26 protein-coding genes are annotated in these 20,938 nt (G+C 67.8%); 11 read left to right on the top strand and 15 right to left on the bottom strand.

The window, feature by feature from the left end; genetic code table 11:
• Positions 1 to 74 precede the first annotated feature (74 nt).
• On the top strand, positions 75 to 641 hold the full coding sequence (locus tag AC1VNX_RS19930) for a DUF924 family protein (protein WP_483158682.1): 567 nt from the start codon (positions 75 to 77) through the stop codon (positions 639 to 641).
• A gap of 22 nt (positions 642 to 663) precedes the next feature.
• Here AC1VNX_RS19930 and AC1VNX_RS19935 read toward each other — a convergent pair whose 3' ends face one another.
• On the bottom strand, positions 664 to 1,587 hold the full coding sequence (locus AC1VNX_RS19935; RefSeq protein ID WP_483158684.1) for a YihY/virulence factor BrkB family protein: 924 nt from the start codon (positions 1,585 to 1,587) through the stop codon (positions 664 to 666).
• Between the two features lie 98 nt (positions 1,588 to 1,685).
• Here AC1VNX_RS19935 and AC1VNX_RS19940 point away from each other — a divergent pair, with 98 nt between their 5' ends.
• From AC1VNX_RS19940 to AC1VNX_RS19955, 4 genes are read left to right on the top strand one after another with little or no spacing between them, the layout of a single operon-like run.
• Entirely contained in the window at positions 1,686 to 2,255 is a 570-nt protein-coding gene (locus AC1VNX_RS19940) for a chromate transporter (protein WP_483158686.1), read from the top strand.
• Positions 2,252 to 2,851 carry a chromate transporter gene (locus AC1VNX_RS19945; protein WP_483158689.1) on the top strand — a complete coding sequence of 200 codons (600 nt, stop codon included), beginning with the start codon at positions 2,252 to 2,254 and terminating at the stop codon, positions 2,849 to 2,851. Before AC1VNX_RS19940 ends, AC1VNX_RS19945 begins: the two co-directional genes overlap by 4 nt.
• Before the next feature lie 35 nt (positions 2,852 to 2,886).
• Positions 2,887 to 3,861: an aldo/keto reductase gene (locus tag AC1VNX_RS19950; RefSeq protein WP_483158691.1), complete on the top strand. Its 975-nt coding sequence runs from the start codon at positions 2,887 to 2,889 to the stop codon at positions 3,859 to 3,861.
• Entirely contained in the window at positions 3,861 to 4,337 is a 477-nt protein-coding gene (locus AC1VNX_RS19955; RefSeq protein WP_483158693.1) for a DUF3237 domain-containing protein, read from the top strand. Before AC1VNX_RS19950 ends, AC1VNX_RS19955 begins: the two co-directional genes overlap by 1 nt.
• Here the strand turns inward: AC1VNX_RS19955 and AC1VNX_RS19960 are convergent.
• Positions 4,334 to 4,855: a GNAT family N-acetyltransferase gene (locus AC1VNX_RS19960; RefSeq protein WP_483158695.1), complete on the bottom strand. Its 522-nt coding sequence runs from the start codon at positions 4,853 to 4,855 to the stop codon at positions 4,334 to 4,336. The two genes, AC1VNX_RS19955 and AC1VNX_RS19960, sit on opposite strands and share 4 nt — an antisense overlap.
• Before the next feature lie 62 nt (positions 4,856 to 4,917).
• Between AC1VNX_RS19960 and AC1VNX_RS19965 the strand changes: the two genes are divergently transcribed.
• From AC1VNX_RS19965 to AC1VNX_RS19975, 3 genes are all read left to right on the top strand, one after another.
• A complete protein-coding gene (locus AC1VNX_RS19965) occupies positions 4,918 to 5,520 on the top strand; it encodes a helix-turn-helix domain-containing protein (protein WP_483158697.1) in 603 nt (200 codons plus the stop codon).
• Positions 5,521 to 5,650: 130 nt separating this feature from the next.
• Positions 5,651 to 5,821, top strand: a complete 171-nt coding sequence (locus tag AC1VNX_RS19970; RefSeq protein WP_019653095.1) for a hypothetical protein — start codon at positions 5,651 to 5,653, stop codon at positions 5,819 to 5,821.
• A gap of 182 nt (positions 5,822 to 6,003) precedes the next feature.
• The gene (locus AC1VNX_RS19975; RefSeq protein ID WP_483158700.1) at positions 6,004 to 7,116 is read left to right on the top strand and encodes an NAD(P)/FAD-dependent oxidoreductase; all 1,113 of its coding nucleotides are present in this window, start codon (positions 6,004 to 6,006) and stop codon (positions 7,114 to 7,116) included.
• Here AC1VNX_RS19975 and rlmB read toward each other — a convergent pair.
• Genes rlmB through AC1VNX_RS19995 form a run of 4 tightly spaced genes read right to left on the bottom strand, consistent with a single transcriptional unit; the run spans position 7,113 to position 10,193 of the window.
• Positions 7,113 to 7,859, bottom strand: coding sequence for a 23S rRNA (guanosine(2251)-2'-O)-methyltransferase RlmB (gene rlmB / locus AC1VNX_RS19980; protein WP_483158702.1), 747 nt, complete (start codon positions 7,857 to 7,859; stop codon positions 7,113 to 7,115). The genes AC1VNX_RS19975 and rlmB overlap by 4 nt on opposite strands.
• A gap of 44 nt (positions 7,860 to 7,903) precedes the next feature.
• Positions 7,904 to 8,887, bottom strand: a complete 984-nt coding sequence (locus AC1VNX_RS19985; RefSeq protein WP_483158704.1) for a hypothetical protein — start codon at positions 8,885 to 8,887, stop codon at positions 7,904 to 7,906.
• 39 nt (positions 8,888 to 8,926) lie between these two features.
• Positions 8,927 to 9,430 (bottom strand): hypothetical protein, encoded by a 504-nt coding sequence (locus AC1VNX_RS19990; RefSeq protein ID WP_483158705.1) that lies wholly within the window; start codon positions 9,428 to 9,430, stop codon positions 8,927 to 8,929.
• Between the two features lie 52 nt (positions 9,431 to 9,482).
• A complete protein-coding gene (locus AC1VNX_RS19995) occupies positions 9,483 to 10,193 on the bottom strand; it encodes an ABC transporter ATP-binding protein (protein WP_301510706.1) in 711 nt (236 codons plus the stop codon).
• A 36-nt stretch (positions 10,194 to 10,229) separates the two neighbouring features.
• On the opposite strand from AC1VNX_RS19995, the gene AC1VNX_RS20000 reads away from it, so the two are divergent.
• Positions 10,230 to 10,874 carry an arylesterase gene (locus AC1VNX_RS20000; RefSeq protein WP_483158707.1) on the top strand — a complete coding sequence of 215 codons (645 nt, stop codon included), beginning with the start codon at positions 10,230 to 10,232 and terminating at the stop codon, positions 10,872 to 10,874.
• Between the two features lie 66 nt (positions 10,875 to 10,940).
• On the opposite strand, the gene AC1VNX_RS20005 is transcribed toward AC1VNX_RS20000, so the two are convergent.
• A complete protein-coding gene (locus AC1VNX_RS20005; RefSeq protein WP_483158709.1) occupies positions 10,941 to 11,144 on the bottom strand; it encodes a hypothetical protein in 204 nt (67 codons plus the stop codon).
• A 128-nt stretch (positions 11,145 to 11,272) separates the two neighbouring features.
• Positions 11,273 to 12,466 carry a PLP-dependent transferase gene (locus tag AC1VNX_RS20010; protein ID WP_483158711.1) on the bottom strand — a complete coding sequence of 398 codons (1,194 nt, stop codon included), beginning with the start codon at positions 12,464 to 12,466 and terminating at the stop codon, positions 11,273 to 11,275.
• A 126-nt stretch (positions 12,467 to 12,592) separates the two neighbouring features.
• On the opposite strand from AC1VNX_RS20010, the gene AC1VNX_RS20015 reads away from it, so the two are divergent.
• Positions 12,593 to 13,441: a helix-turn-helix domain-containing protein gene (locus AC1VNX_RS20015; protein WP_483158713.1), complete on the top strand. Its 849-nt coding sequence runs from the start codon at positions 12,593 to 12,595 to the stop codon at positions 13,439 to 13,441.
• Positions 13,442 to 13,543: 102 nt separating this feature from the next.
• Entirely contained in the window at positions 13,544 to 13,996 is a 453-nt protein-coding gene (locus AC1VNX_RS20020; RefSeq protein WP_301510712.1) for a VOC family protein, read from the top strand.
• A gap of 24 nt (positions 13,997 to 14,020) precedes the next feature.
• On the opposite strand, the gene AC1VNX_RS20025 is transcribed toward AC1VNX_RS20020, so the two are convergent.
• The 7 genes from AC1VNX_RS20025 to hflX form a co-directional block, all read right to left on the bottom strand.
• A complete protein-coding gene (locus AC1VNX_RS20025; RefSeq protein ID WP_093201538.1) occupies positions 14,021 to 14,545 on the bottom strand; it encodes a phosphoribosyltransferase in 525 nt (174 codons plus the stop codon).
• Between the two features lie 21 nt (positions 14,546 to 14,566).
• Positions 14,567 to 15,898: an adenylosuccinate synthase gene (locus tag AC1VNX_RS20030; RefSeq protein WP_093201541.1), complete on the bottom strand. Its 1,332-nt coding sequence runs from the start codon at positions 15,896 to 15,898 to the stop codon at positions 14,567 to 14,569.
• A gap of 23 nt (positions 15,899 to 15,921) precedes the next feature.
• On the bottom strand, positions 15,922 to 17,082 hold the full coding sequence (locus AC1VNX_RS20035) for an ATP phosphoribosyltransferase regulatory subunit (RefSeq protein ID WP_483158716.1): 1,161 nt from the start codon (positions 17,080 to 17,082) through the stop codon (positions 15,922 to 15,924).
• An 81-nt stretch (positions 17,083 to 17,163) separates the two neighbouring features.
• On the bottom strand, positions 17,164 to 17,352 hold the full coding sequence (locus tag AC1VNX_RS20040; protein ID WP_019653109.1) for a DUF2065 domain-containing protein: 189 nt from the start codon (positions 17,350 to 17,352) through the stop codon (positions 17,164 to 17,166).
• A gap of 31 nt (positions 17,353 to 17,383) precedes the next feature.
• Positions 17,384 to 18,283, bottom strand: coding sequence for a protease modulator HflC (gene hflC, locus AC1VNX_RS20045; RefSeq protein ID WP_483158719.1), 900 nt, complete (start codon positions 18,281 to 18,283; stop codon positions 17,384 to 17,386).
• 17 nt (positions 18,284 to 18,300) lie between these two features.
• A complete protein-coding gene (gene hflK, locus AC1VNX_RS20050) occupies positions 18,301 to 19,668 on the bottom strand; it encodes an FtsH protease activity modulator HflK (protein ID WP_483158721.1) in 1,368 nt (455 codons plus the stop codon).
• 32 nt (positions 19,669 to 19,700) lie between these two features.
• Positions 19,701 to 20,912, bottom strand: coding sequence for a GTPase HflX (gene hflX, locus AC1VNX_RS20055; protein ID WP_483158723.1), 1,212 nt, complete (start codon positions 20,910 to 20,912; stop codon positions 19,701 to 19,703).
• Positions 20,913 to 20,938 lie beyond the last annotated feature (26 nt).

Here is a 20,938-nt window from a genome sequence, read left to right on the forward strand (position 1 = left end):
GCTCGACGGGCGCTTTCCTGTCGGCCATCGCCCCGACTTGGCCCGGCGCACACAACCTGAAAGAGAATGTGTCGATGACTTCATCAGCCCCTGCCGCCCCTGCAGTCCCTTCAGCCCGCGACGTGGTCGGTTTCTGGAGCGAAGCCGGCCCCGAGCGCTGGTTCGCCAAGAACGACGCCTTCGACGCCGACTTCATCTCCCGCTTCGCCGAAGCCCATCAGGCCGCGGCCCGCGGCGAGCTCGACCATTGGGCGGCCGATGCCCAGGGCGCGCTGGCCCTGCTCGTGCTGCTCGACCAGTTCCCGCGCAACGCCTGGCGCGGCAACCCGCACATGCTGGCCACCGATGGCCAGGCACTGGCCGTGGCCAAGCAGGCAGTCGAGGCGGGCTTCGACCGGCAATGCGAGCCCGTGCTGCAACGTTTCTTCTACCTGCCCTTCATGCACTCCGAGGTGCTGGCCGAGCAGGAGCGCTCGGTGGAACTCAACGCCGTGCTCGACGACAACACCCAGCGCTATGCCGTGCTGCACCGCGACATCGTCGCGCGCTTCGGCCGCTTTCCGCACCGCAATCGGATGCTCGGACGCACCAGCACGGCGGAAGAACAGAAGTTCCTGGACGAAGGCGGCTTCGCAGGCTGAGCCGCCAACAAGACAGTGCCGCTCAGTCGTCGTTGTGCGGCAGCGGCACCTCGCGCGTGGGCGACGGGTTCAACTCGGCGATGCCCTTCGCGTCCTTCATCGAACCGTAGGTGCGCGCATAGACCCAGGTGAACTCCGCGCCCAGCAGGAAAATCTGCGCCGAGTAGTACACCCACACCAGCACCACCACCAGCGAGCCCGCCGCGCCGTAGCCCGAGGCCACGCTGCTCTTGCCGATGTACAGGCCGATCAGGTGCTTGCCCACGGTGAAGAGCAGCGCCGTCGCCGCGGCGCCCACCCACACGTCGCGCCACTGCACCTTCACGCGCGGCATGATCTTGTAGATCATCGCGAAGATCACCGTCACCATCGCGAAGCTGAAGACGAAGTTGACGACCTGCGCCGTCGTCTCCCACGCGCCGAACATCGGCGACCACCACTTGCCCAGTGCCGCGAGCGCCGCGCTCGCCACCAGCGACACCATGAGCAGGAAGCCGATGCCCATGATCATGCTGAACGACAGCAGCCGCACCCGCAGCATGTTGAACAGGCCCTTGTTCTTGGTGCGCGCCGGCGCGCGCCAGATGCGGTCGAGCGCATCCTGCAGCTCGCCGAAGACGGTGGTGGCGCCCACCACCAGCAGCCCGATGCCGACCACCGTGGCCACGATGCCCTCGGCCGGCTTGTTGACCGCCTTCAGCATGCCCTGCACCGCCGCCGCGCCCTGCTCGCCCATCAGGCCCGAGAGCTGGGCGAAGATCTCGCCTCGCGCCGCCTCCTGCCCGAAGACCAGGCCCGCCACCGCGATCACGATCAAGAGCAGCGGCGCGATCGAGAACACCGTGTAGTAGGCCAGCGCAGCGCCCATGCTCGGGGCGTAGTCGTTGGACCACGAATTGAAGGCCCGGCGGCAGAGATCGAAGAGCGCGCGCAGTTGCGTGACCATGCTGGAATGTCCTCCGTGAAACGCGTGAAGCAGCCGGATGCCGCGCTGTCGCAGCGGCGCCCGGCAAATCGAATGCCCGCCTACGATAATCGCTCGACATGCAACCGTCTCCCCCCGCAGCCCACCCGCAGTCGCCGCGCGACCTTTTTGTTTCGTTCACCTGGCTCGCGCTGCAGGGCTTCGGCGGAGTTCTCGCCATCGTCCAGCGCGAGATGGTCGAGAAGAAGAAATGGCTCACGCCGGAGCAGTTCCTCGAGGACTGGGCCGTCGCGCAGGTGATGCCGGGGCCCAACGTGATCAACCTCGCGCTGATGATCGGCGACCGCTACTTCGGCCTGCGCGGCGCGCTGGCGGCGGTGGCGGGCATGCTGACCATTCCGCTGGTCGTGATCCTCGCGCTGGCCGTGCTGTACGCGCACTACGCAGGCAACCCGCAGGTGGCGGCCGCGCTGCGGGGCATGGGAGCGGTGTCGGGCGGGCTGATCGCCGCCACCGGCATCAAGCTGGTGCCGCAGCTGCGCAAGCACCCGCTGGGCTTCGCGACCTGCCTGGTCTTCATGGCGGTGGTCTTCGTGGCCATCGCGGTGCTGAAGATTCCCCTGGGCTGGGTGCTGCTGGTGGTCGGCGGTGTGGCCTGCATCTGGACCTGGAAGAGGATCGCCCCATGACCATCGCGATGCAATGGCACGACTGGCTGGCCCTCCTCGGGCAGTACATGCTGCTGTCGCTGCTGTCGATCAGCGGCGCCATCACCACGGTGCCCGACATGCACCGCTACCTCGTCACGCAGCACGGATGGCTCAGCGATGCGCAGTTCAGTTCCTCGGTCGCCATCGCGCAGGCGGCTCCCGGGCCCAACGTGCTGTTCGTGGCGCTGATGGGCTGGAACGTGGGGCTCAACGCGGGCGGCGGCATCGGTGCAGGGCCGCATGCCTGGGTGCTCGGCCTCTTCGGACTGCTGGTCACGATGCTGGGCATCATGCTGCCGAGCACCACCCTCACCTACTTCGCGACCCGCTGGGGCCACCGCAACCGCACGCGCCGCGAGGTTCGCGCCTTCAAGCAAGGCATGGCACCCGTGGTGGTGGGCCTGCTGATCGCCACCGGCTGGGTGCTGGCGGCAGGAAACCATGCCGGCGATGCGCCCGCATGGCACCTGTGGCTGCTGACCGGCGCCGCCGCGCTTATCGTCTGGCGCACGCGCATCCACCTACTCTGGCTGCTCGGCGCCGGCGCGGTGCTGGGCGCCGTGGGCTTCGTCTGACCGTTCTTCCCTCCCTTTATCAGGAACACATCGCCATGTCGCAACTTCGTCCGCTCGGCCGATCCGGCCTCCAGGTTTCCCCGCTCGCCTTCGGCGGCAACGTGTTCGGCTGGACCGTCGACGAGGCAGCCTCCTTCAAGCTGCTCGATGCCTGGCTGGACGCCGGCTTCAACTTCGTCGACACCGCGGACGTGTATTCGGCCTGGGTGCCGGGCCACACCGGCGGCGAGTCCGAGACCATCATCGGCAAGTGGCTCAAGCAAAGTGGCAAGCGCAACCGCGTAGTGCTGGCTACCAAGGTCGGCAAGCCGATGGGCGAAGGCAAGGTGGGCCTCGCGCCCAAGTACATCCGTGAGGCCGTGGAGGCTTCGCTGAAGCGCCTGCAGACGGACTACATCGATCTCTACCAGTCGCACGACGACGACGCCAACACGCCGCTGGAAGAAACGCTCGGCGCCTTCGACAAGCTGATCAAGGAAGGCAAGGTGCGCGCCATCGGCGCGTCGAACTACACCGCGCCGCGCCTGGCCGAGGCGCTCGACGTGTCGGAGCGCCTGGGCATCGCCCGCTACGAGAGTCTGCAGCCGCTGTACAACCTGTACGACCGCGCCGTGTTCGAGGACGCGTTGGAGCCGCTGTGCATCAAGCGCGAGGTGGGCGTGATCAACTTCTACGCGCTGGCCGCCGGCTTTCTCACGGGCAAATACCGCACCGAGGCAGATGCGACCAAGAGTGCGCGCGGCGCCAACACCACCAAGAAATACCTCAACGAGCGCGGCCTGCGCATCCTCGACGCGCTCGACAAGGTGGCCCAGCAGTACAACGCCAAGCCGGGCCAGGTCGCCATCGCATGGCAGATCGCGCGCCCGGGCGTGACGGCGCCGATCGCCAGCGCCACGTCCATCGGCCAGCTGGAGGAGTTGGTCGTCGCGACGCAGCTGAAGCTGGACGCGGGCACCATCGAGATGCTCGACCGCGCCAGCGCCGAAAACGCAGCGCCCGCCGCCTGATGAGCCTCTTCGACACCATCGCCGCGCCCACGCTGGAGCACTTCGCCGACCTGCGCATCGAGGTGGGCACGCCGCAAGTGCTGGGCAACAGCCCGCGCGGATTGCGCCGCGTGGTGCCGATCACCGGCGGCGAAGCCATCGGCCACGGCTGGCGGGCACGCGTGCTGCCGGGCGGCAGCGACTTCCAGCTGATCGTGAGCGACACGCTCTCGGAGCTCGACGCGCGCTACGGCCTGGAGACCGATGCGGGCGACCTGGTCTACGTGCACAACAGCGCAATGCGCAGTGCCTCGCCCGAGGTGATGGCCAGGCTGCTGCGCGGCGAGCCGGTCGACCCGTCGCAGGTGTACTTCCGCTGCAGTCCGCGCTTCGAGACTGCCTCGGCTTCGCTGAAGTGGATCAACGAGCGCATGTTCACCGGAGCCGGCGTGCGCCATCCGGCCGAGGTGGTGATGCGCTTCTTCGCGCTGAACTAGCCGTCGACGGGGTTCAGCGGCGTCGACAGGATGCGCTGGTAGAAGGCCACGTCGAGCCAGCGCCCGAACTTGAAACCCGCCTGACGCACCGTGCCCGAGTGCTCGAAGCCCAGGCGCTCGTGCAGCGCGATGCTGCCCGCGTTGGCGGCGTCGATGGCGCCGACCATCACATGCACGTCGCGCGCCACCGCCTCGGCAATGATTGCTTCCATCAGCGTGCGGCCCAGGCCCTTGCCGCGCTGGGTGCTGTCGACGTAGACCGAGTGCTCCACCGTGTACTTGTAGGCGGGAAAGGCGCGGAAGCTGCCGTAGCTCGCGAAGCCCAGCAGCTTGCCGCTCTCGTCCTCGGCCCCGATCACCGGGAAGCCGTTGGCGCGCTTGGCGGCGAACCACGTGAGCATGTTCTCGGGCGTGCGCGGCTTGTAGTCGTACAGCGCGGTGGAGGTGACGATGGCCTCGTTGAGGATGGCCAGGATCGCGGCGGAGTGGGCTTCTTCGGTGCAGGAGATGAGACGCATGGTGCGGTCCTCGTTCGGGTCGCGTTGAAATTTCGTTCAATATAGGAGAATAATAATCTCATATGAGAAACGATTCATCTCCTGATCCATCCCCTGCCGACGTTTCCGGCCAGAACATCGACCTGCTCATTGCCACCCGGCTGCTGGCCCTGCGCCAGTCGCAGGGGCTGAGCCTCGCGGACCTGGCCGAACGCTCGGGCGTGAGCAAGGCCATGATTTCCAAGGTGGAGCGCGCCCAGAGCAGCCCCACCGCCGTGCTGCTGGGCAAGCTGGCCGCCGGGCTGGGCGTGCCGCTGGCGCAGCTGCTTACCGAGGAGAAGGGGCAGCCGAAGCGGCTGCGCACGCGCGCCGAGCAGGAGGTGTGGCGCGACCCTCAGGCCGGCTACCTGCGGCGACAGGTAGCCGAGCGCCAGGCGGGCAACGGCGTCGAGATGGTCGAGATCGAACTGCCGCGCTCGGCGCAGGTCGACTACCCGCGTTGGAGCGGCAAGCCGTACCGGCAGTGCCTGTGGATGCTCGAAGGCGAACTGCGGGTGGACTACGGCGACGAGCGCTTCGAGCTCGCGCCGGGCGACTGCCTGGACTTCGGCGTGGACCGGCCGCTGGTCTTCAAGGCGCTGGGGCGCGGCGCCTGCCGCTATCTGCTGGTGACAAGCCCTGAGTAGGCCGCACGAGCAAGGGAACGTCGTACCCACGAGGTAGGCACGCTCCCACATGCACATCCGGCGCTTGCCGGTGCTGCGGGCAGCCTCGCCCTGAATACTGCAAGGCATCCAGACTTCCGGAGGAACGACGATGTCATTCGCGCTCTACATGATCGGTTTCCTGATTTTCCTGGCCGGCGTCGCATGGGGCGCCTCGGTGGCCGGCGTGCCCACGCTCTACATCGGCATCGGCGCGGTGATCCTGCTGGGCATCGGCATCTTCAGTGCGGTGGGCCGAACGCGCGGCAAGGACCCCTCCTGAGTTCACGCGGGCTTCACGCCGCCCGCACAGAGGGTCGCTAACTTCGCAGCGCGCATCGCGGCACGCGGTGCGCATTGCTTCAAGTCAGCGGCCCCATGCATACATCACCAAGCTTCTTCTCCCCGCTTCTCCCCTCCGCCTCCTCGACGGCCCCCGCTCCGGCCCCTTCGGCCGGCAGCGGCATGGGCAACATCAAGGTCGACCTGCTCGTCGTCGGCGCGAGCTTCGCGGGCCTCGCCTGCGCCCGTGCTGCGGCGCTCGCGGGCCTCAGCGTGATGGTGCTGGAGAAGAAGGCCGCCGCCGGCGCCAAGCTGCACACCACCGGCATCATCGTCAAGGACGCGGTCGACAGCGTGCCCTGGCTGGCCGAGGTGCCGCCCGCGCTGGTGCGACGCATCGAGGGCGTGCGACTCTATGCCCCCGACATGCACCACGTCGACCTGCACGCGCCGGGCTACTGGTTCTGGGCCACCGATGCGCCCGCCCTGCTCGACTGGATGGTGGACTCGGCCCGGGCCTGCGGCGTCGACGTGCAACTCGGCACGCTGTTCGAGCAGGCGCTGTGGCTCAACGGCCGCTGGGAAGTGCCGCTGACGCACGGCCCCTGCATCACGGCCACGTATCTCGTCGGCGCCGACGGCCCGCACTCGCGCGTCGCCAAGGCGCTGGGCCTGTCGCGCAACACGCGCTTTCTCTACGGCGTGGAGCACGAATACCAGGGCGCGAAGATGGCGCCCGACCTGCTGCATTGCTTCATCGATCGCAAGCTGGCGCCCGGCTACATCGGCTGGGCGCTCGAAGGCGTGGGCGTGAGCCAGATCGGGCTGGCGCGCCGCGTGGGGCACGGCGATGCGGGCGCGCTGAAGCTCGATCCGCTGCTGCGCAAGATCGCCCCGGTAGTCACGCCCGGCGATGCGCCGCCGGTCGCGGTGCGCGCGGGGATGATCCCCTGCGGCGGCGTGCTGCCGGTGGTTGCGCGCGAACGGGCGCTGCTGGTGGGTGACGCGGCGGGCATGGTGTCGCCGGTGACCGCAGGCGGCATCCACACCGCCCTGCTGCACGGCCAGCGCGCGGGCGAGGCGGTGGCACGCTTCATTCGCGGCGAAGTGGGCGACCCGGCCATCTGGTTCGTCCGCGGCTACCCGGGCTTCAGGCTCAAGCGCGCGCTGCGCTGGGCCTTCGACCACTTCCAGAACGACTGGATGTTCAACCGCCTGCTGGGCACGCCGCAGATGCGGCGGGTCGCGGAACTCGTCTACTTCCACCGCAAGGGTGGATCGCTGCCGAAGGTCTAGCCGCCGCGCTGCCGCATTGCCTCGTAGAGGCACACGCCGCTGGCCACCGAGACGTTCAGGCTCTCGACCGCGCCGGCCATCGGGATACTCACCAGTTCGTCGCAGGTCTTGCGCGTGAGCTGGCGCATGCCCTCGCCCTCGGCGCCCAGCACCAGCGCCAGCGGACGCTTGAAGTCGCTCTGGTAGATGGTGCCGGGCGCGTCGTCGCTGGTGCCCACGCACCAGATGTTGCGCTCCTTGAGCTCGTTCAGCGTGCGCGCGAGGTTGGTGACCATGAAGTACGGCACCGTCTCGGCCGCACCGCTCGCCACCTTGGCGACGGTGGCGTTGATGCCGGCCGCATGGTCCTTGGGCGCGATAACCGCGTGCGCGCCGGCACCGTCGGCCACGCGCAGGCAGGCGCCAAGGTTGTGCGGGTCGGTCACGCCGTCGAGCACCAGCAGCAGCGGCACGGTGCCGGCCTCTTCGAGGCCTTCGAGCAGTTCGTCGAGGGAGCGGACCTGGGCCACGGGCTCGACCCGCGCCGCCACGCCCTGGTGGCCGTGGCTGCCGCTGAGCTTGGAAAGCCGCGCGCCGTCAGCCTCGATGAGCCGTACGCCGCTTTCCTGCGCGCGGGCGAGGAACTGTTTCATGCGCGCATCGCGCCGGCTGGCGTCGAACAGCACTTCGAGCACCGACTTCGGCGCGGTCTTGAGGCGCACGCCCACGGCATGGAAGCCGAAGATCACTTTGGGGGAAGACATCCGTGGATTATCCCTGCCCCCTCGGGGCCGCCCCCGCCCCGTGCTCAGGCCAGCGGCAGGCCGCTGAGCGCACGGGTGCGCTCGTCGTGCAGCTCCTGCACCGCCAGTGCGCTCGGATGCACCTTCGCGGCGTTGCCCACGCTCTCCAGGTACTGGCAGGCGGCGTGGCCCTCGGCGGCCTTTTCGTAGCGGGCGATCCAGGCGTCGCGCGCGGGCAGCTTGTCGGGCGACACGGGCCACACGCCTGGACGGGGCCGCATGTGGTCGCCGATGCCGACGCGCCAAGGCTTGGCGCTCACGCGGGCGCGAAAACAGTTCTGGTTGCGGCACATGCGCGCGTAGACCTTGTCGACGCCCAGCGCATGGAAGCAATCGGCCACGGCCGTATCGGAGGGGTTGAACACGTCGTGCATCGCCAGCAGGCGGAAGCCGGCCGGCGTGCGGTAGATGCGCAGGTTCCAGTCGGGATGCTGCTGCATGAAGCGCGCGATGCGCTCCGCGGCCCGCTTCTCGGGCGCGGGGTTACCGCTGTGCTCGCCGCGCTTCTTGCGCTGGCCGATGACCCAGGCCACGACGAACACCACGATGCCCGCGACCAGCCCGCCCAGCCAGGTTCTGGCGGCCCAGCCTCCGACCACGCCCGCGATCAGCGCCGGCACCAGCGCGAAGCCGAACACGCTGCCGCGCAGGGGCTCCTCGAAGTCGATGTCGACGAACAGCACGTCGGGCGTGTTGAGGCAGCGCGCGCCGTAGGTGTTGCGGGTGACGACGGTGTCGCCGTGCCGTTCGACGATCTCCTCGCGGATCGGCACGCCCTCGGCACCGTTGTAGGCCAGCTTGCGCTCGCGGCGCTCGAGCTTTTCGCCCTTGTGGGCGATGCGATCGAAAGCGTCGCGGGTGCGCTGGTCGGCATGCGCCTGCGCGGCCACGGGGCTCTCGTCGGACCAGCCGTAGCGGCGCACGGTGATCTGCTTGCCGGCCACGCGCTCCTGGATGCGGCCTTCGGCCCAGAACTGGGGAACGATCATCGGTTTTCTTTGTTTTGCCTTGTCTTGTCTTTTCCTGGCTTACGCCTTCTGCCCGAACAGCAGCCAGACCAGGACCGCCGCCAGCAGGATGGTGAGCGCCGGCAGCCACTTGTAGCCGGCGCCGTGCACGCGGCCCGGCGCGTCCATCGGGCGGCGGGGCATATGCCGGGTCAGGGGGCCGAAGCCGCCCAGGGTGGGGTCGTCATGGTTGTCGACCAGCCGCTTGGCAGCCGCCAGGCTCAGCCCGGTGGCCTCGCGCGTAAGGCGTATGGCCTCGATCTTGTTGCCTTGCGCCAGCGCCGTGAGCGCGGTGGAGGGCATCGATGCGAAGCCGCGATCCTGCCTTGCCGCTGCCGGTACGCAGCGCCCGCCCGCGCCGTTGTCGCTGTCGTCGTCTCCCGCATCCTGCCGATCGGCGAAACGATCGACGGCTTCCTTGGCCGACTTGAGGTCCATGCCCGTGCGGTGGCGCACGATCTTGATGGCCTCGATCACCCTTCCCCGCTGAAGCGCCAGGACGGCGTCGGGCGGAAGTTCCTCCATGAACATCTCCTCGAATGTGGCTTGCTATTCATTTGGTAGCTTATTGCTCTTGTCAGGCGGGCGCCAGAGCCACTTTTTCATTAAGCGCGACACGTCCGGCCTCGATGGTGATGCGTCGTTCGCAACGCGCCGCGATGCCACGGTCATGGGTGACGAGCACGAGCGTGGTGCCGAGCTCGCGGTTGAGGTCGAACATCAGCTGCATGACCTGCTCGCCGGTGGCGAAGTCGAGGCTGCCGGTGGGCTCGTCGGCCAGCAGCAGCGCGGGCTGCACGACGAAGGCGCGGGCCAGCGCAACGCGCTGCTGCTCGCCGCCCGAAAGCACCTTCGGATAGTGGCCCAGCCGCTGGCCGAGGCCGACGCGGCCGAGCATTTCGGTGGCAGCCTTGCGTGCGTCCTTGCGGTTGGCCAGCTCCAGCGGGAGCATCACGTTCTCCAGCGCGCTCAGGTTGCCCAGCAACTGGAAGCTCTGGAACACGAAACCCACGCGCTGTGCGCGAACGGCGGCGCGCTCGTCCTCGTCGATGGCGAAGATGTCCTGCCCCGCGAGCCTCACCGTACCGCGCGTCGGCGTATCCAGCCCCGCGATGATCGACAGCAGCGTGCTCTTTCCGGAACCCGAGGCGCCGACGATGGCGGCGGTTTCCCGCGCGCCGAGGGTGAAATCGATGTCCTGCAGAATGTCCAGCGTGCCGGTCGAATCGGTGACGGACTTGAACACATGCTCGACGGCGACAATGGCATCAGACGGGGGTTGGGACATGGAAAGGCTCTGGTTTTGAATCGACGTGACTTTATCTTGACCACCACCGCGCTCGGCAGCGCGGGGATATCGGCAATTTGGGCGACCGCGGCGCAAGCCCAGGCTCCGGCTTCGGGCAAGCCGGTGATCCTGGTGCTCGGCGATTCGCTGAGCGCAGAGTACGGCCTCAAGCGCGGCGAAGGCTGGGTACCCTTGCTCGAAAAAAGGCTTGCGCAGCAGAAGATCGCCGCCACCGTGGTCAACGCCAGCATCAGCGGCGACACCAGCTCCGGCGGACGCGCCCGCTTCGCGCCGCTGCTCGCCCAGCACAAGCCCAGCCTGGTGGTGCTCGAACTCGGCGCCAACGACGCGCTGCGCGGCCTGCCTCTCGCGGACACCGAAAGCAACCTTATGCAGATCACCAAGGCCGCGCAGGCCGCGGGCGCGAAGGTGCTGATCGTCGGCATCCAGGTGCCGCCCAACTATGGCGGCGACTACACGCGGCGCTTCGAGGCGGTGTTCTCCAAGGTGGCCGGCGCGACCAAGTCGGCGCTCGTGCCCTTCCTGCTCAAGGGCGTGGCGGATGCGCCGGACGCGCTCTCGCTGTTCCAGGCCGACCGCATCCACCCGACGGCGGCCGCGCAGCCCCAGCTGCTGGACAACGTCTGGGCCGAGCTGCGCAAGCTCCTGCCCAAGCAATGAAAAAAGCCGCCGCGGGCATCAGCCCGCGGCGGCTTTTCTTGATGGATTGGCAAGCCCGAAAGCGGATCAGCCGTTCTTGGTGGGCAACTCCGGCACCGTGGGTGGATCGTGCTCGAGCGAAGCCACGTCGGTTTCAGGATCTCCGGGAGCCAGCCCGTCGCTGCTCGGATTGAGCTTGCGGTTTGCCTTCTCGCGAAGCTTCTCTTCCTTCTTCTTCTTCTTGGCCAGCTCCTTCTGTCGCTTTTCGTAGCCGTAATTGGGTGTTGCCACTGCTTCTCCTTGAGGCAAGGCAGTCGGGCTGACTGCCGTGGCCTACTGTAAGCGATAACGGTGCAGTCTCAAGGAGGTACCCCATGACGCGCCCGAGGCGACAGGTGCGGGCGAAAGGATGCGATTTCTTACATCCGCGCCAGCGCCTGCTGAAGGTCGGCGCGCAGGTCTTCCACGTCTTCGAGGCCGATGGAAAAACGCACGAGCGTGCCCTTGTAAGGCCAGCGCGCCACGCTGGCGTCGCGCATCAGGCCGATGTCGTAGGGCACCACGAGGCTGATCGGCCCACCCCACGAGTAGCCGAGCCGGAAGAGCTGCAGGCTGTCGCAGAAGCGGTCGACCTGCTCGGTGCTGTAGCGCTCGTCGAACACCACCGAGAACAGGCCGGCGGCCAGGTTGGTTTCGCCGCACAGCGCGCGCCAGTGGGCGTGGCCGGGCGAATCTTCCAGCGCGGGGTGCAGCACCTGTGCGATCTCTTCGCAGCCGTTGAGCCAGCCGGCCAGTTCGCGCGCCGCGCGGTCGTGCGCCGCATAGCGCAGCGCGATGCTGGGCAGCGAGCGCAGCAGCGTCTCGACGTCACCCACGCCGATGCCGAAGCCCATGCGCATGTGCGTGAGCTTGAGTGCGCGGTGCAGGCGCTCGTCGCGCGTGGTCACGCTGCCCATGAGCACATCGCCGCCGCCGCTGGGGTACTTGGTGAGGGCGTGCACCGAGATGTCGACGCCCTGCCCGCTTCCGTTGAAATCGAAGGGCGCGAAAGCCAGGCCCGCGCCCCAGGTGTTGTCGAGCACGGTCATCACGCCGCGCGCGCGGCAGATGTTGACGAGCGCGGGCAGGTCGGGAAACTCCATGGTCACCGAGCCCGCCGCCTCCACCCACACCAGCCGCGTGCGCTCCGAGAGCTTGGCCGCAAGGTCGGCCGGATTCATCGCGTCGTACATGCGGTGCGTGATGCCGAAGTTCGCCAGTTCGCCGGTGGCCAGCGCCTTGTTCGGGCCGTAGGCGTTGTCGGGAATCAGCACCTCGTCGCCGGTCTTCAGGAAGGCGAACGAGACCAGCGAGATCGCCGCCAGACCGCTGGGCACGAGCAGGCATTCGGTGCCGCCTTCGAGCGTGGCCAGGCGCTCTTCCAGCGTGAAGGTGGTGGGCGTGCCGTGCAGGCCGTAGGTGTAGCCGGCCTTGGTGCGCCAGTCGCGCGCGCGCATCGCGGCGACGTCGGCGAAGAACACGGTGGATGCCTTGAACACGCCGGGCTGCGGCGCGGCGAAGGTGGCGGGCGGAACGTAGGGGTGGTGGATCAGGGTCGTGGAAGGCTTGCTCATGGGTGCATGCTAGCGCGACCCGCCCCGGGGGCCCTCGGGGGCTTTTCCTGCGGACGTTCCATCGCACAATGCGCGGACCGGCCGGAGTCCCATGTCGTCCCCGTTCCATGGAAGAAGCCCGAGACAGTGCAGCTGACGCGCCTTGCCCCTCCCCACCTGCGGCCCTTCGTGCGGCTGATGTGGGCTTCGTCGCCTGAAGGCACTCCTGATGAGCAGCCGGGCGCGCGCGAGCATGTTCTGCCCACGGGCGGCATGCACCTGGTCTTCAGGCTCTCGGGGCCGTCGTTGCGCCTCTTCCGCGACGATGCCGATGCACAGGGGTTCACGGTGGGCTACGCGATGGTGGGAGGAACCCGCTCGGCCTTCTTCGTGCGCGACGTGTCGGTGACGACGCGCTCGGTCGGCGTCATGCTGCAGCCGGGAGCGGCCCGGGCCTTGTTCGGCGCGCCCGAAGACGCCCTGGCCGAGCGGCACACGCCGCTAGAAGCGCTCTGGGGCACGGACGCGAACTTCGCGCTCGAACAACTGCACGGCACCGATTCGCTGCAGCGGCAGCTCGCCATCGTCGTTGCGCTCCTCGAAGCGCGCCTTGCCTCGTCTTCGATGCGCGGACTGCACCCCGCGGTGGCGCAGGCATTGGCCCGCATGTCCGGCGCGAGTGTCAACGACGACGACGGACAGGCCGGCGCCATCGGCCAGCTCGTCAAGCAAAGCGGCTACAGCCACCGACGCTTCATCGCGCTCTTTCGCGGCATGACCGGCCTGGCGCCCAAGCAGTACGCGCGCATGCTGCGCTTCGATCATGTGCTCGGGCAGTTCGCCATCCAGCCTGACCGCCCCTGGGTCGAGCTGGCGCTGGAGGCCGGCTACAGCGATCAGGCGCATTTCAACCGCGACTTCCAGGCCGTTGCCGGCATGTCGCCGCAGGCCTACCGGCGAGCGGCGCCGGCTTCTTCGAGGCATGTGCGTATCTGAGCGCCGGGCCGGGTGCCGCGGAGCAGGTCAAATTTGTTCAAGACGACGCGAGCGGCGAGCACCAGAATCGCGCCCATCACAACCCGAAGGGACAACCAGGCCATGGCCATCCACGAACTGTTTCCGTACCTCTGCGTCCACGATGCCGGCGCAGCCATCGAGTTCTATTGCAAGGTCTTCGAGGTGAAGGAGATCTTTCGCCTGACCGAGCCCAGCGGGCGCATCGGCCATGCGGAGCTGGACTTCCACAACGGCGCGATCCTGATGATTTCGGACGAGTTCGCCGAGTTCAACATCCACAGCGCGAAGACGCTGGGCGGCACGGCCGTCACGCTGCACCTGCATGTGGACGACGCCGATGCCGTGGTGGCGCGCGCCGTCGAGGCCGGCGCCACGCTCGACATGGCACCGCAGGATCAGTTCTACGGGGAACGCTCAGGCGTCTTTCGCGACCCCTTCGGCCATCGCTGGAACGTGGGGCACAGCATCGAGAAGCTGACGCCGGAGGAAATGCAGCGGCGCTACACCGCGATGCTCACCGACGCCGGGCAGTAGGCCGGCGCCGGCGGTCTGTTCAGATCAGACCGACCACTTCTCGAGCAGCTTCTCGGCGCCCATGGAGTCGTAGCCTTCGAAGGGCTGATGGATCCACGGGTTGGTGGCCAGGAATTCCACCTGGTAGTCGGGCGTGAAGGTGGACAGCGCCTTGGTCCAGATCACGGCGCTGCGCAGCTCGGTGATGGGTGGATAGTTGTTGCGCAGCATGTCCATCACCGCGTGCAGCGTATGGCCCGAGTCGGCCAGGTCGTCCACCAGCAGCACCTTGCCGGCGATCTCGCCTTTGGGCGTGGTGATGTAGCGGGCGATGTCGAGATGGCCCTGCACCGTGCCGGCGTCGGCGCGGTACGAGCTGGTCGACATGATCGCCAGCGGCTTGTCGAAGATGCGCGAGAGCACGTCGCCCGGGCGCATGCCGCCGCGCGCCAGGCACAGGATGGTGTCGAACTGCCAGCCCGACTGGTGCACCTTGATCGCGAGCTTCTCGATCAGGTTGTGGTACTCGTCGTAGCTGACGTAGAGATGCTTGCCGTCTTCGGTCAACATGGTTCTTCTTTTCCTCTGTTTTCAGTCGGCCAGGTAGGGGTGGCGCATCATGATCGTGTGGTCGCGATCGGGACTGGTCGACACCATGTGGATCGGCACGCCCGTGACCTGCTCGATGCGCTGCAGGTACAGCCGCGCGTTGATCGGCAGCTTGTCGTACTGCGTGACGCCGACCGTGCTTTCGCTCCAGCCTTCAAGGGTCTCGTAGATCGGCGTGCAGCGCTCGATCTCGTCAGCGCCCATGGGAAGGATGTCGGTGGTTTCGCCGTCGAGCTCGTAGCCGGTGCACAGCTCGAGCTTTTCGAGGCCGTCCAGCACGTCGAGCTTGGTGATGCACAGGCCCGACAGGCCGTTGACCTGCGCCGAGCGCTTGAGCAGCGCGGCGTCGAACCAGCCGCAGCGGCGGCTGCGGCCGGTGGTCACGCCCTTTTCGGCGCCCACGGTGCTCATGTGATAGCCGGGCGTGCCGGGCGTGGCCCAGTCGAGTTCGGTGGGGAACGGACCGCCGCCCACGCGCGTGCAGTAGGCCTTGGTAATGCCCAGGATGTAGTGCAGCATGCCCGGGCCCACGCCCGAACCGGCGGCGGCATTGCCGGCCACGCAGTTGCTGGAGGTGACGTACGGGTAGGTGCCGTGGTCCACGTCCAGCAGCGTGCCCTGCGCGCCTTCGAACAGCAGGTTGGCGCCGTCGCGGTTGGCGTCGTTCAGCTCGCGCGAAACGTCGGCCATCATGGGCTTGAGCAGCTCGGCGTGCTTCATCGCCTCGTTGAAGACTTCGTCGAAGTCGATGGCGGGCGCGCCCAGCACCTGGGTCAGCACGTGGTTGTGCAGCTCGAGCAGCACGCGCAGCTTGGCGGCGAAGCGCTCGGGGTGCTTCAGGTCCTGCACGCGCAGTGCGCGGCGGGCGATCTTGTCCTCGTAGGCCGGGCCGATGCCGCGGCCGGTGGTGCCGATCTTCTCGATGCCGCCCTTTTCGCGGTAGGCCTCGCGCGCGATGTCCAGCGCGGCGTGGAACGGCAGGATCAGCGGGCAGGCCTCGCTGATGCGCAGGCGCGAACGGACTTCGACGCCGGCCTTCTCCAGCCCCTCGATTTCCTCGAAGAGCTTGGCGGCCGACAGCACCACGCCGTTGCCGATGTAGCACTTGACGCCGGGCCGCATGATGCCGCTCGGGATCAGGTGCAACGCGGTTTTCACCCCGTTGATGACCAGCGTGTGGCCCGCGTTGTGGCCGCCCTGGAAGCGGACCACGCCCTGGGCGCTTTCCGTCAGCCAGTCGACCAGCTTGCCTTTGCCCTCGTCGCCCCACTGGGTGCCGACGACGACCACGTTTCTTCCGGTGGTTACGCTCATGCTCGTTCCATTACTTCAAAAAATCAGATCGCTCGGACACTCCACTGGCCGGCTTGCTCGACGAGCTCGCGGTCGCAGTGGAATTCATCGATTTCGCTGCCATGGCCCGGCAGCACGCAGACTACCGTTTCACCGGACTTGCGCAATTGGGCAATGGCCTGACGCAGGCCGGCCGCATCGCTCCATGGTGCGCGGATGGCGGCACGCAGCGGACGGGCCGGCAGCACGCCGACCAGTTCACGCACGTCGAGGCTGAAGCCGACGGCCGGGCGGTTGCGGCCGAACACGGCGCCCACCTCGTCGTAGCGGCCGCCGCGCACCAGCGAATCGGCCGCGCCGGGCACGTAGATGCCGAAGCGCATGCCGCTGTAGTACGCATAGCCGCGCAGGTCGGCCAGGTCGAAGCTGATCTGGCGCCCCGCCACGCCTTGCAAGCCAGCGGCGAGTTGCTTCAGGTCGGCCAGCGCAGCGGCAACGGCGGGCGTGCCCTTCAGGGCCTTGGCGGCCTCGTCGAGCACCGCTTCGTCGCCGTAGAGCTGGATCAGCGCGCGCAGGCCGTCGCGCGAGGCGGCGGGGAAGCTCTTGGTGAGCGATTCGAGTTCGCTGGCATCCTTGGCGGCCAGCGCGGCGTGCACCAGGGCCAGGGTGGCGCCTTCGACCGGCACGCCGGCGAACAGGGCACGCACGATGCGGGCATCCGCCAGGTCGACGATCACGCCCTCGCGCAGGCCGGCGGCGTCGAGGCAGTCGAGCGCCAGCAGCAGGGTTTCGGTGTCGGCCTCGAGGCCGGCGTGGCCGTAGATCTCGGCACCGAACTGCAGCGGCTCACGGGTGGCATGCGGCCGGTCGGGGCGGGTATGGAGCACCGGGCCGCAGTAGCACAGGCGGGCCACGCCGTCGCGGTTCAGCAGGTGGGCATCGATGCGCGCCACCTGGGGGGTGGTGTCGGCACGAAGGCCCATGCTGCGGCCGGAAAGCTGGTCGACGAGCTTGAAGGTCTGGAGGTCGAGCGCCTCGCCGGTGCCCGAAAGCAGCGACTCCAGGTGCTCGAGCAGCGGCGGCATCACCAGCTCGTAGCCATAGCCACGGGCGGTATCGAGCAGCTGGCGTCGAAGTTCTTCGATGTGGCGCGCCTCGGAGGGCAGCACATCGGCAATGTGATCCGGGAGGACCCAGGCGGACATGGGGATCGGGGGCGTGGTTAAAACGGGATTCTACCGGCACCGGGCTCCCGGTCCCGCGCGGGCGTCAATCGGCAGGCCGGCCTAGGCCAGGATCCAGAGCAGAACCAGACCCAGGAGGATGCTGCAGAGCCCGAAGAAGCGAAGCTGGCCATCGCGCAGCTGCATGAGCTGCCCGAAGCCGCGCCGCCACCCTCCCGGCGACACGAAAGGCAGGATGCCCTCGATCACCAGGACGAGCGCCAGCGCGCTCCAGAAAGTGTCGGCGCTCACGGCTCCAGAAGACGGCTGCAGCCGGAAGTCATCAACGGCGAGGTGCGTTGGTGGTCGAGCCCGAGCCGTGCATGGCGCGGAAGAAGTCCGACGACGGATCGAGCACCATCACGTCGCTCTTCTTGTTGAAGCTCTGCTTGTAGGCCTCGAGGCTTCGGTAGAACTGGGCGAACTGCGGGTCGCGCCCGAATGCCTCGCTGTAGGTGGCGGCGGCCTGGGCATCGCCCTCGCCCTTGATCTTCTGGGCATCGCGGTAGGCGTTCGCCACGATCACTTCGCGCTGGCGGTCGGCGTCGGCGCGGATCTTCTCGCCCTCGGCCGTACCGGTGGAACGCAGCTCGTTGGCCACGCGCTTGCGCTCGGCCTCCATGCGGCGATAGACCGACTCGGTGATGGCTTCCACGTAGTCGACGCGGGTGATGCGCACGTCCACCACGTCCACGCCCCAGGGCTTGGCGCCCTTCACCACCGACAGCACCTCGCGCTGCACGTCGGCCATCAGGGCCTCGCGGCGCACCGAGATCAGGTCGCGCACTGTGCGCTTGTTGATGTTTTCCTGGAAGGCGTTGCGCACCACGCGGTTGAGCTGCATGGCGCCCGCGTTCTCGTCGAGGCCGACGTTGCGGATATAGGCCTGCGGGTCGCTGATACGCCAGCGCACGTACCAGTCGATCACCACGCGCTGCTTCTCGGCGGTAAGCATGGGTTCGGTGTCTACGCTGGAGAGCGTCAGAAGGCGCTTGTCGATGTACGACACGTTCTGGAACGGGGGCGGCAGCTTGAAGTTGAGGCCGGGCTCGGTGATGACCTGCTTGATCTGGCCGAGTGCGTAGACCACGCCGAACTGGCGCTGGTCGACCACGAAGAGGGTCGAGCTTGCCAGCACGAGCAGCACGAGGATCGAGGTAGCGATGAATCCGATTCTGTTCATGTTCTTCCGGGCCTTTCTCAACGCACGTCGCGGTCACGCGAGCGGCCGTCGCGGCCACGCACGTCGTTCGTGGCGGGAGCCACCGGGATGACCGAGGACTGTGCCGGCGCGGTGCCGGCGACGCTGGGGCTGGCCGCGTCGACCGGCGTGGTCGTGTTGCCGCTGCCGCTGAGCTGCATGAGCTTGTCGAGCGGCAGGTACAGCAGGTTCGAACCCTGCTTGCTGTCGACCAGCACCTTGGTGGTGCTGGAGTAGATCTGCTGCATCGCGTCGGTGTACATGCGATCGCGCGTCACCTGCGGGGCTTTCTGGTACTCCGACAGCACCGAGCTGAAGCGCCCTGCATCACCCTGTGCCTGCGCCACGATCCGCGCCTTGTAGGCCTCGGACTCTTCCTTCAGGCGCGAAGCCGTACCGGTGGCCAGAGGCACCACGTTGTTGGCGTAGGCCTGCGCATCGTTCTTGGTGCGCTCACGCTCCTGGCCGGCCTTGAGCACGTCGTCGAAGGCGGCCTGCACCTGCTCGGGCGGACGCACGCCGCCCTGCTGCAGGTTGATGCCGACGACTTCGACGCCGATCTTGTAGCGGTCGAGGATGGTCTGCATCAGCGCGCGAACGCGCGGCGCGATCTGGTCGCGCTCTTCGGCGAGCGCGGCGTCCATCTTCATCTTGCCCACCACTTCGCGCACGGAGGTCTCGGCCACCTGCACGACGGTGTCGGCGGGCGCCTTGCTCTCGTAGAGCCAGGCGCGCGGGTCGCTCAGGCGGTACTGCACGGCGAACTTGATCTCGACGATGTTCTCGTCTTCCGTCAGCATGGCCGACTCGCGCAGGCCCGTGGAACGCACGATGGCGTCGCGGCCCACGTCGGCTGAGCGGATCTGCGTGGTCACCACGACTTCGTGGCGCTGGATGGGGTACGGCAGGCGCCAGTTGAAGCCCGCGCCCACGGTGCTCTTGTAGCTGCCGAACTGGGTGATGACGGCCTGCTGGCCTTCGTTCACGATGAAGAAGCCGGTGCCGAGCCAGATCAGGACCGCCACGCCGGCCACGAGGCCGATGCCGAAGCCGGCGTTCTTCATGTCGGGCTTGTAACCGTTGCCGCCGCCGCTGCCACCGCCGTTCGGGCGATTGCCGCCGCCCTTGCCGCCGAAGAAACCACCGAGCTTGCGGTTGAGGTCGCGCCAGAGCTCATCAAGGTCGGGCGGGCCTTGGTTCGGGCCTTGTCCACGGGGACGGTTGTCATTGCTGTTGTTGCCCTGGGGCGGGGGCGTGGGGCCGCCGGGGGGATTGGCATCGGGGGGGCGGTTGCCGGCCGGGCGGTCGCCGTTGGAGGAAGACGGCTCGTCGCCGCGCCCCCATCGGCCGTCGTTCAGGTTGAACATGCCCAGAAACCCTCTCCGCGCTGGCTTTGAATTCATTCGCTTCGTTCTCTTGTCAGTGGCGGGATTGTGCCCAATCCATCGGTGGCATCGTGCAATTCAGCGTCTGCCGCAGGGGTCATCGTATCGGCTGCGGAGCCCGACTGCCGGGCGAGTTCGGCACGCAGCAGCGGCACGCCCTCGCCGGTCTTCGCGCTGAGGAAGATGCGGGGAACCTGCACGCCGTCGATTTCCATCTCGTCCTGCAGATGCAGCGGATGCTGCGTGCTTTCAAGGGCATCGAGCTTGTTGAAGACCAGAAGCTGCGGCACGGTGTCCGCGCCAATCTCGCGCAGCACCGACTGCACCTCGGCCATCTGCTCGGGATAGTGCGGGTTGGAGGCGTCGACCAGGTGCAGCAGCAGGTCGGCATCGACCGCCTCCTGCAGCGTGGCCTTGAAGGCATCGACCAACCCGTGCGGCAGGTCGCGGATGAAACCCACCGTGTCGGAGATCGACACCTGCCGCCGTGCATCGCCCAGGTAGAGATGGCGCGTGGTGGTGTCGAGGGTGGCGAACAGCTGGTCGGCCGCGTAGGCGCGCGCCTTGACCAGCGCATTGAAAAGCGACGACTTGCCCGCGTTGGTGTAGCCCACCAGCGAGATGTTGAAGGTCTCACGACGCTCACGTTGGCGGCGCTGCGTGCCGCGCTGCTTCTGCACCTTGGCGAGGCGCTCGCGCGTGCGCTTGATCGACTCGCTGATCATCCGGCGGTCGAGTTCGATCTGCTTTTCGCCCGGGCCGCCGCGCACACCCGCGCCACCGGTCTGGCGCTCGAGGTGGGACCAGCGACGCACCAGGCGCGTGCTGAGATACTGCAGGCGAGCGAGCTCGACCTGCAGCTTGCCTTCGTGCGAACGCGCGCGCTGGGCGAAGATTTCGAGAATGAGGAAGGTGCGGTCGTAGACCGCGACATCGAGCTGGCGCTCGAGGTTGCGCTGCTGCGCGGGGCTCAGGGCCTGGTCGAAGATGACCTCGCTCGCCCTGTACAGGGCAGCCAGCTCCTTGATTTCTTCGGCCTTGCCGCTGCCAACGAACAATGCCGCATCGGGCGCCTTGCGCTTGCACGCGAGGCGGGCGACGGGTGTGAGGCCCGCGGTCTGCGCGAGCAGGCCGAGTTCCTCGAGTTCGCTGTCGAAATGGGGCAGCCCGAAATCGACGCCGACGAGAACGGCGGCGCCTTCCTGGCGGGAAGTCAGTTCAGACAAGCGGGATCAGAAATTGGGAAAAAGCG

The sequence above is a fragment of the Variovorax sp. TLI9-5A genome, from assembly GCF_056867935.1.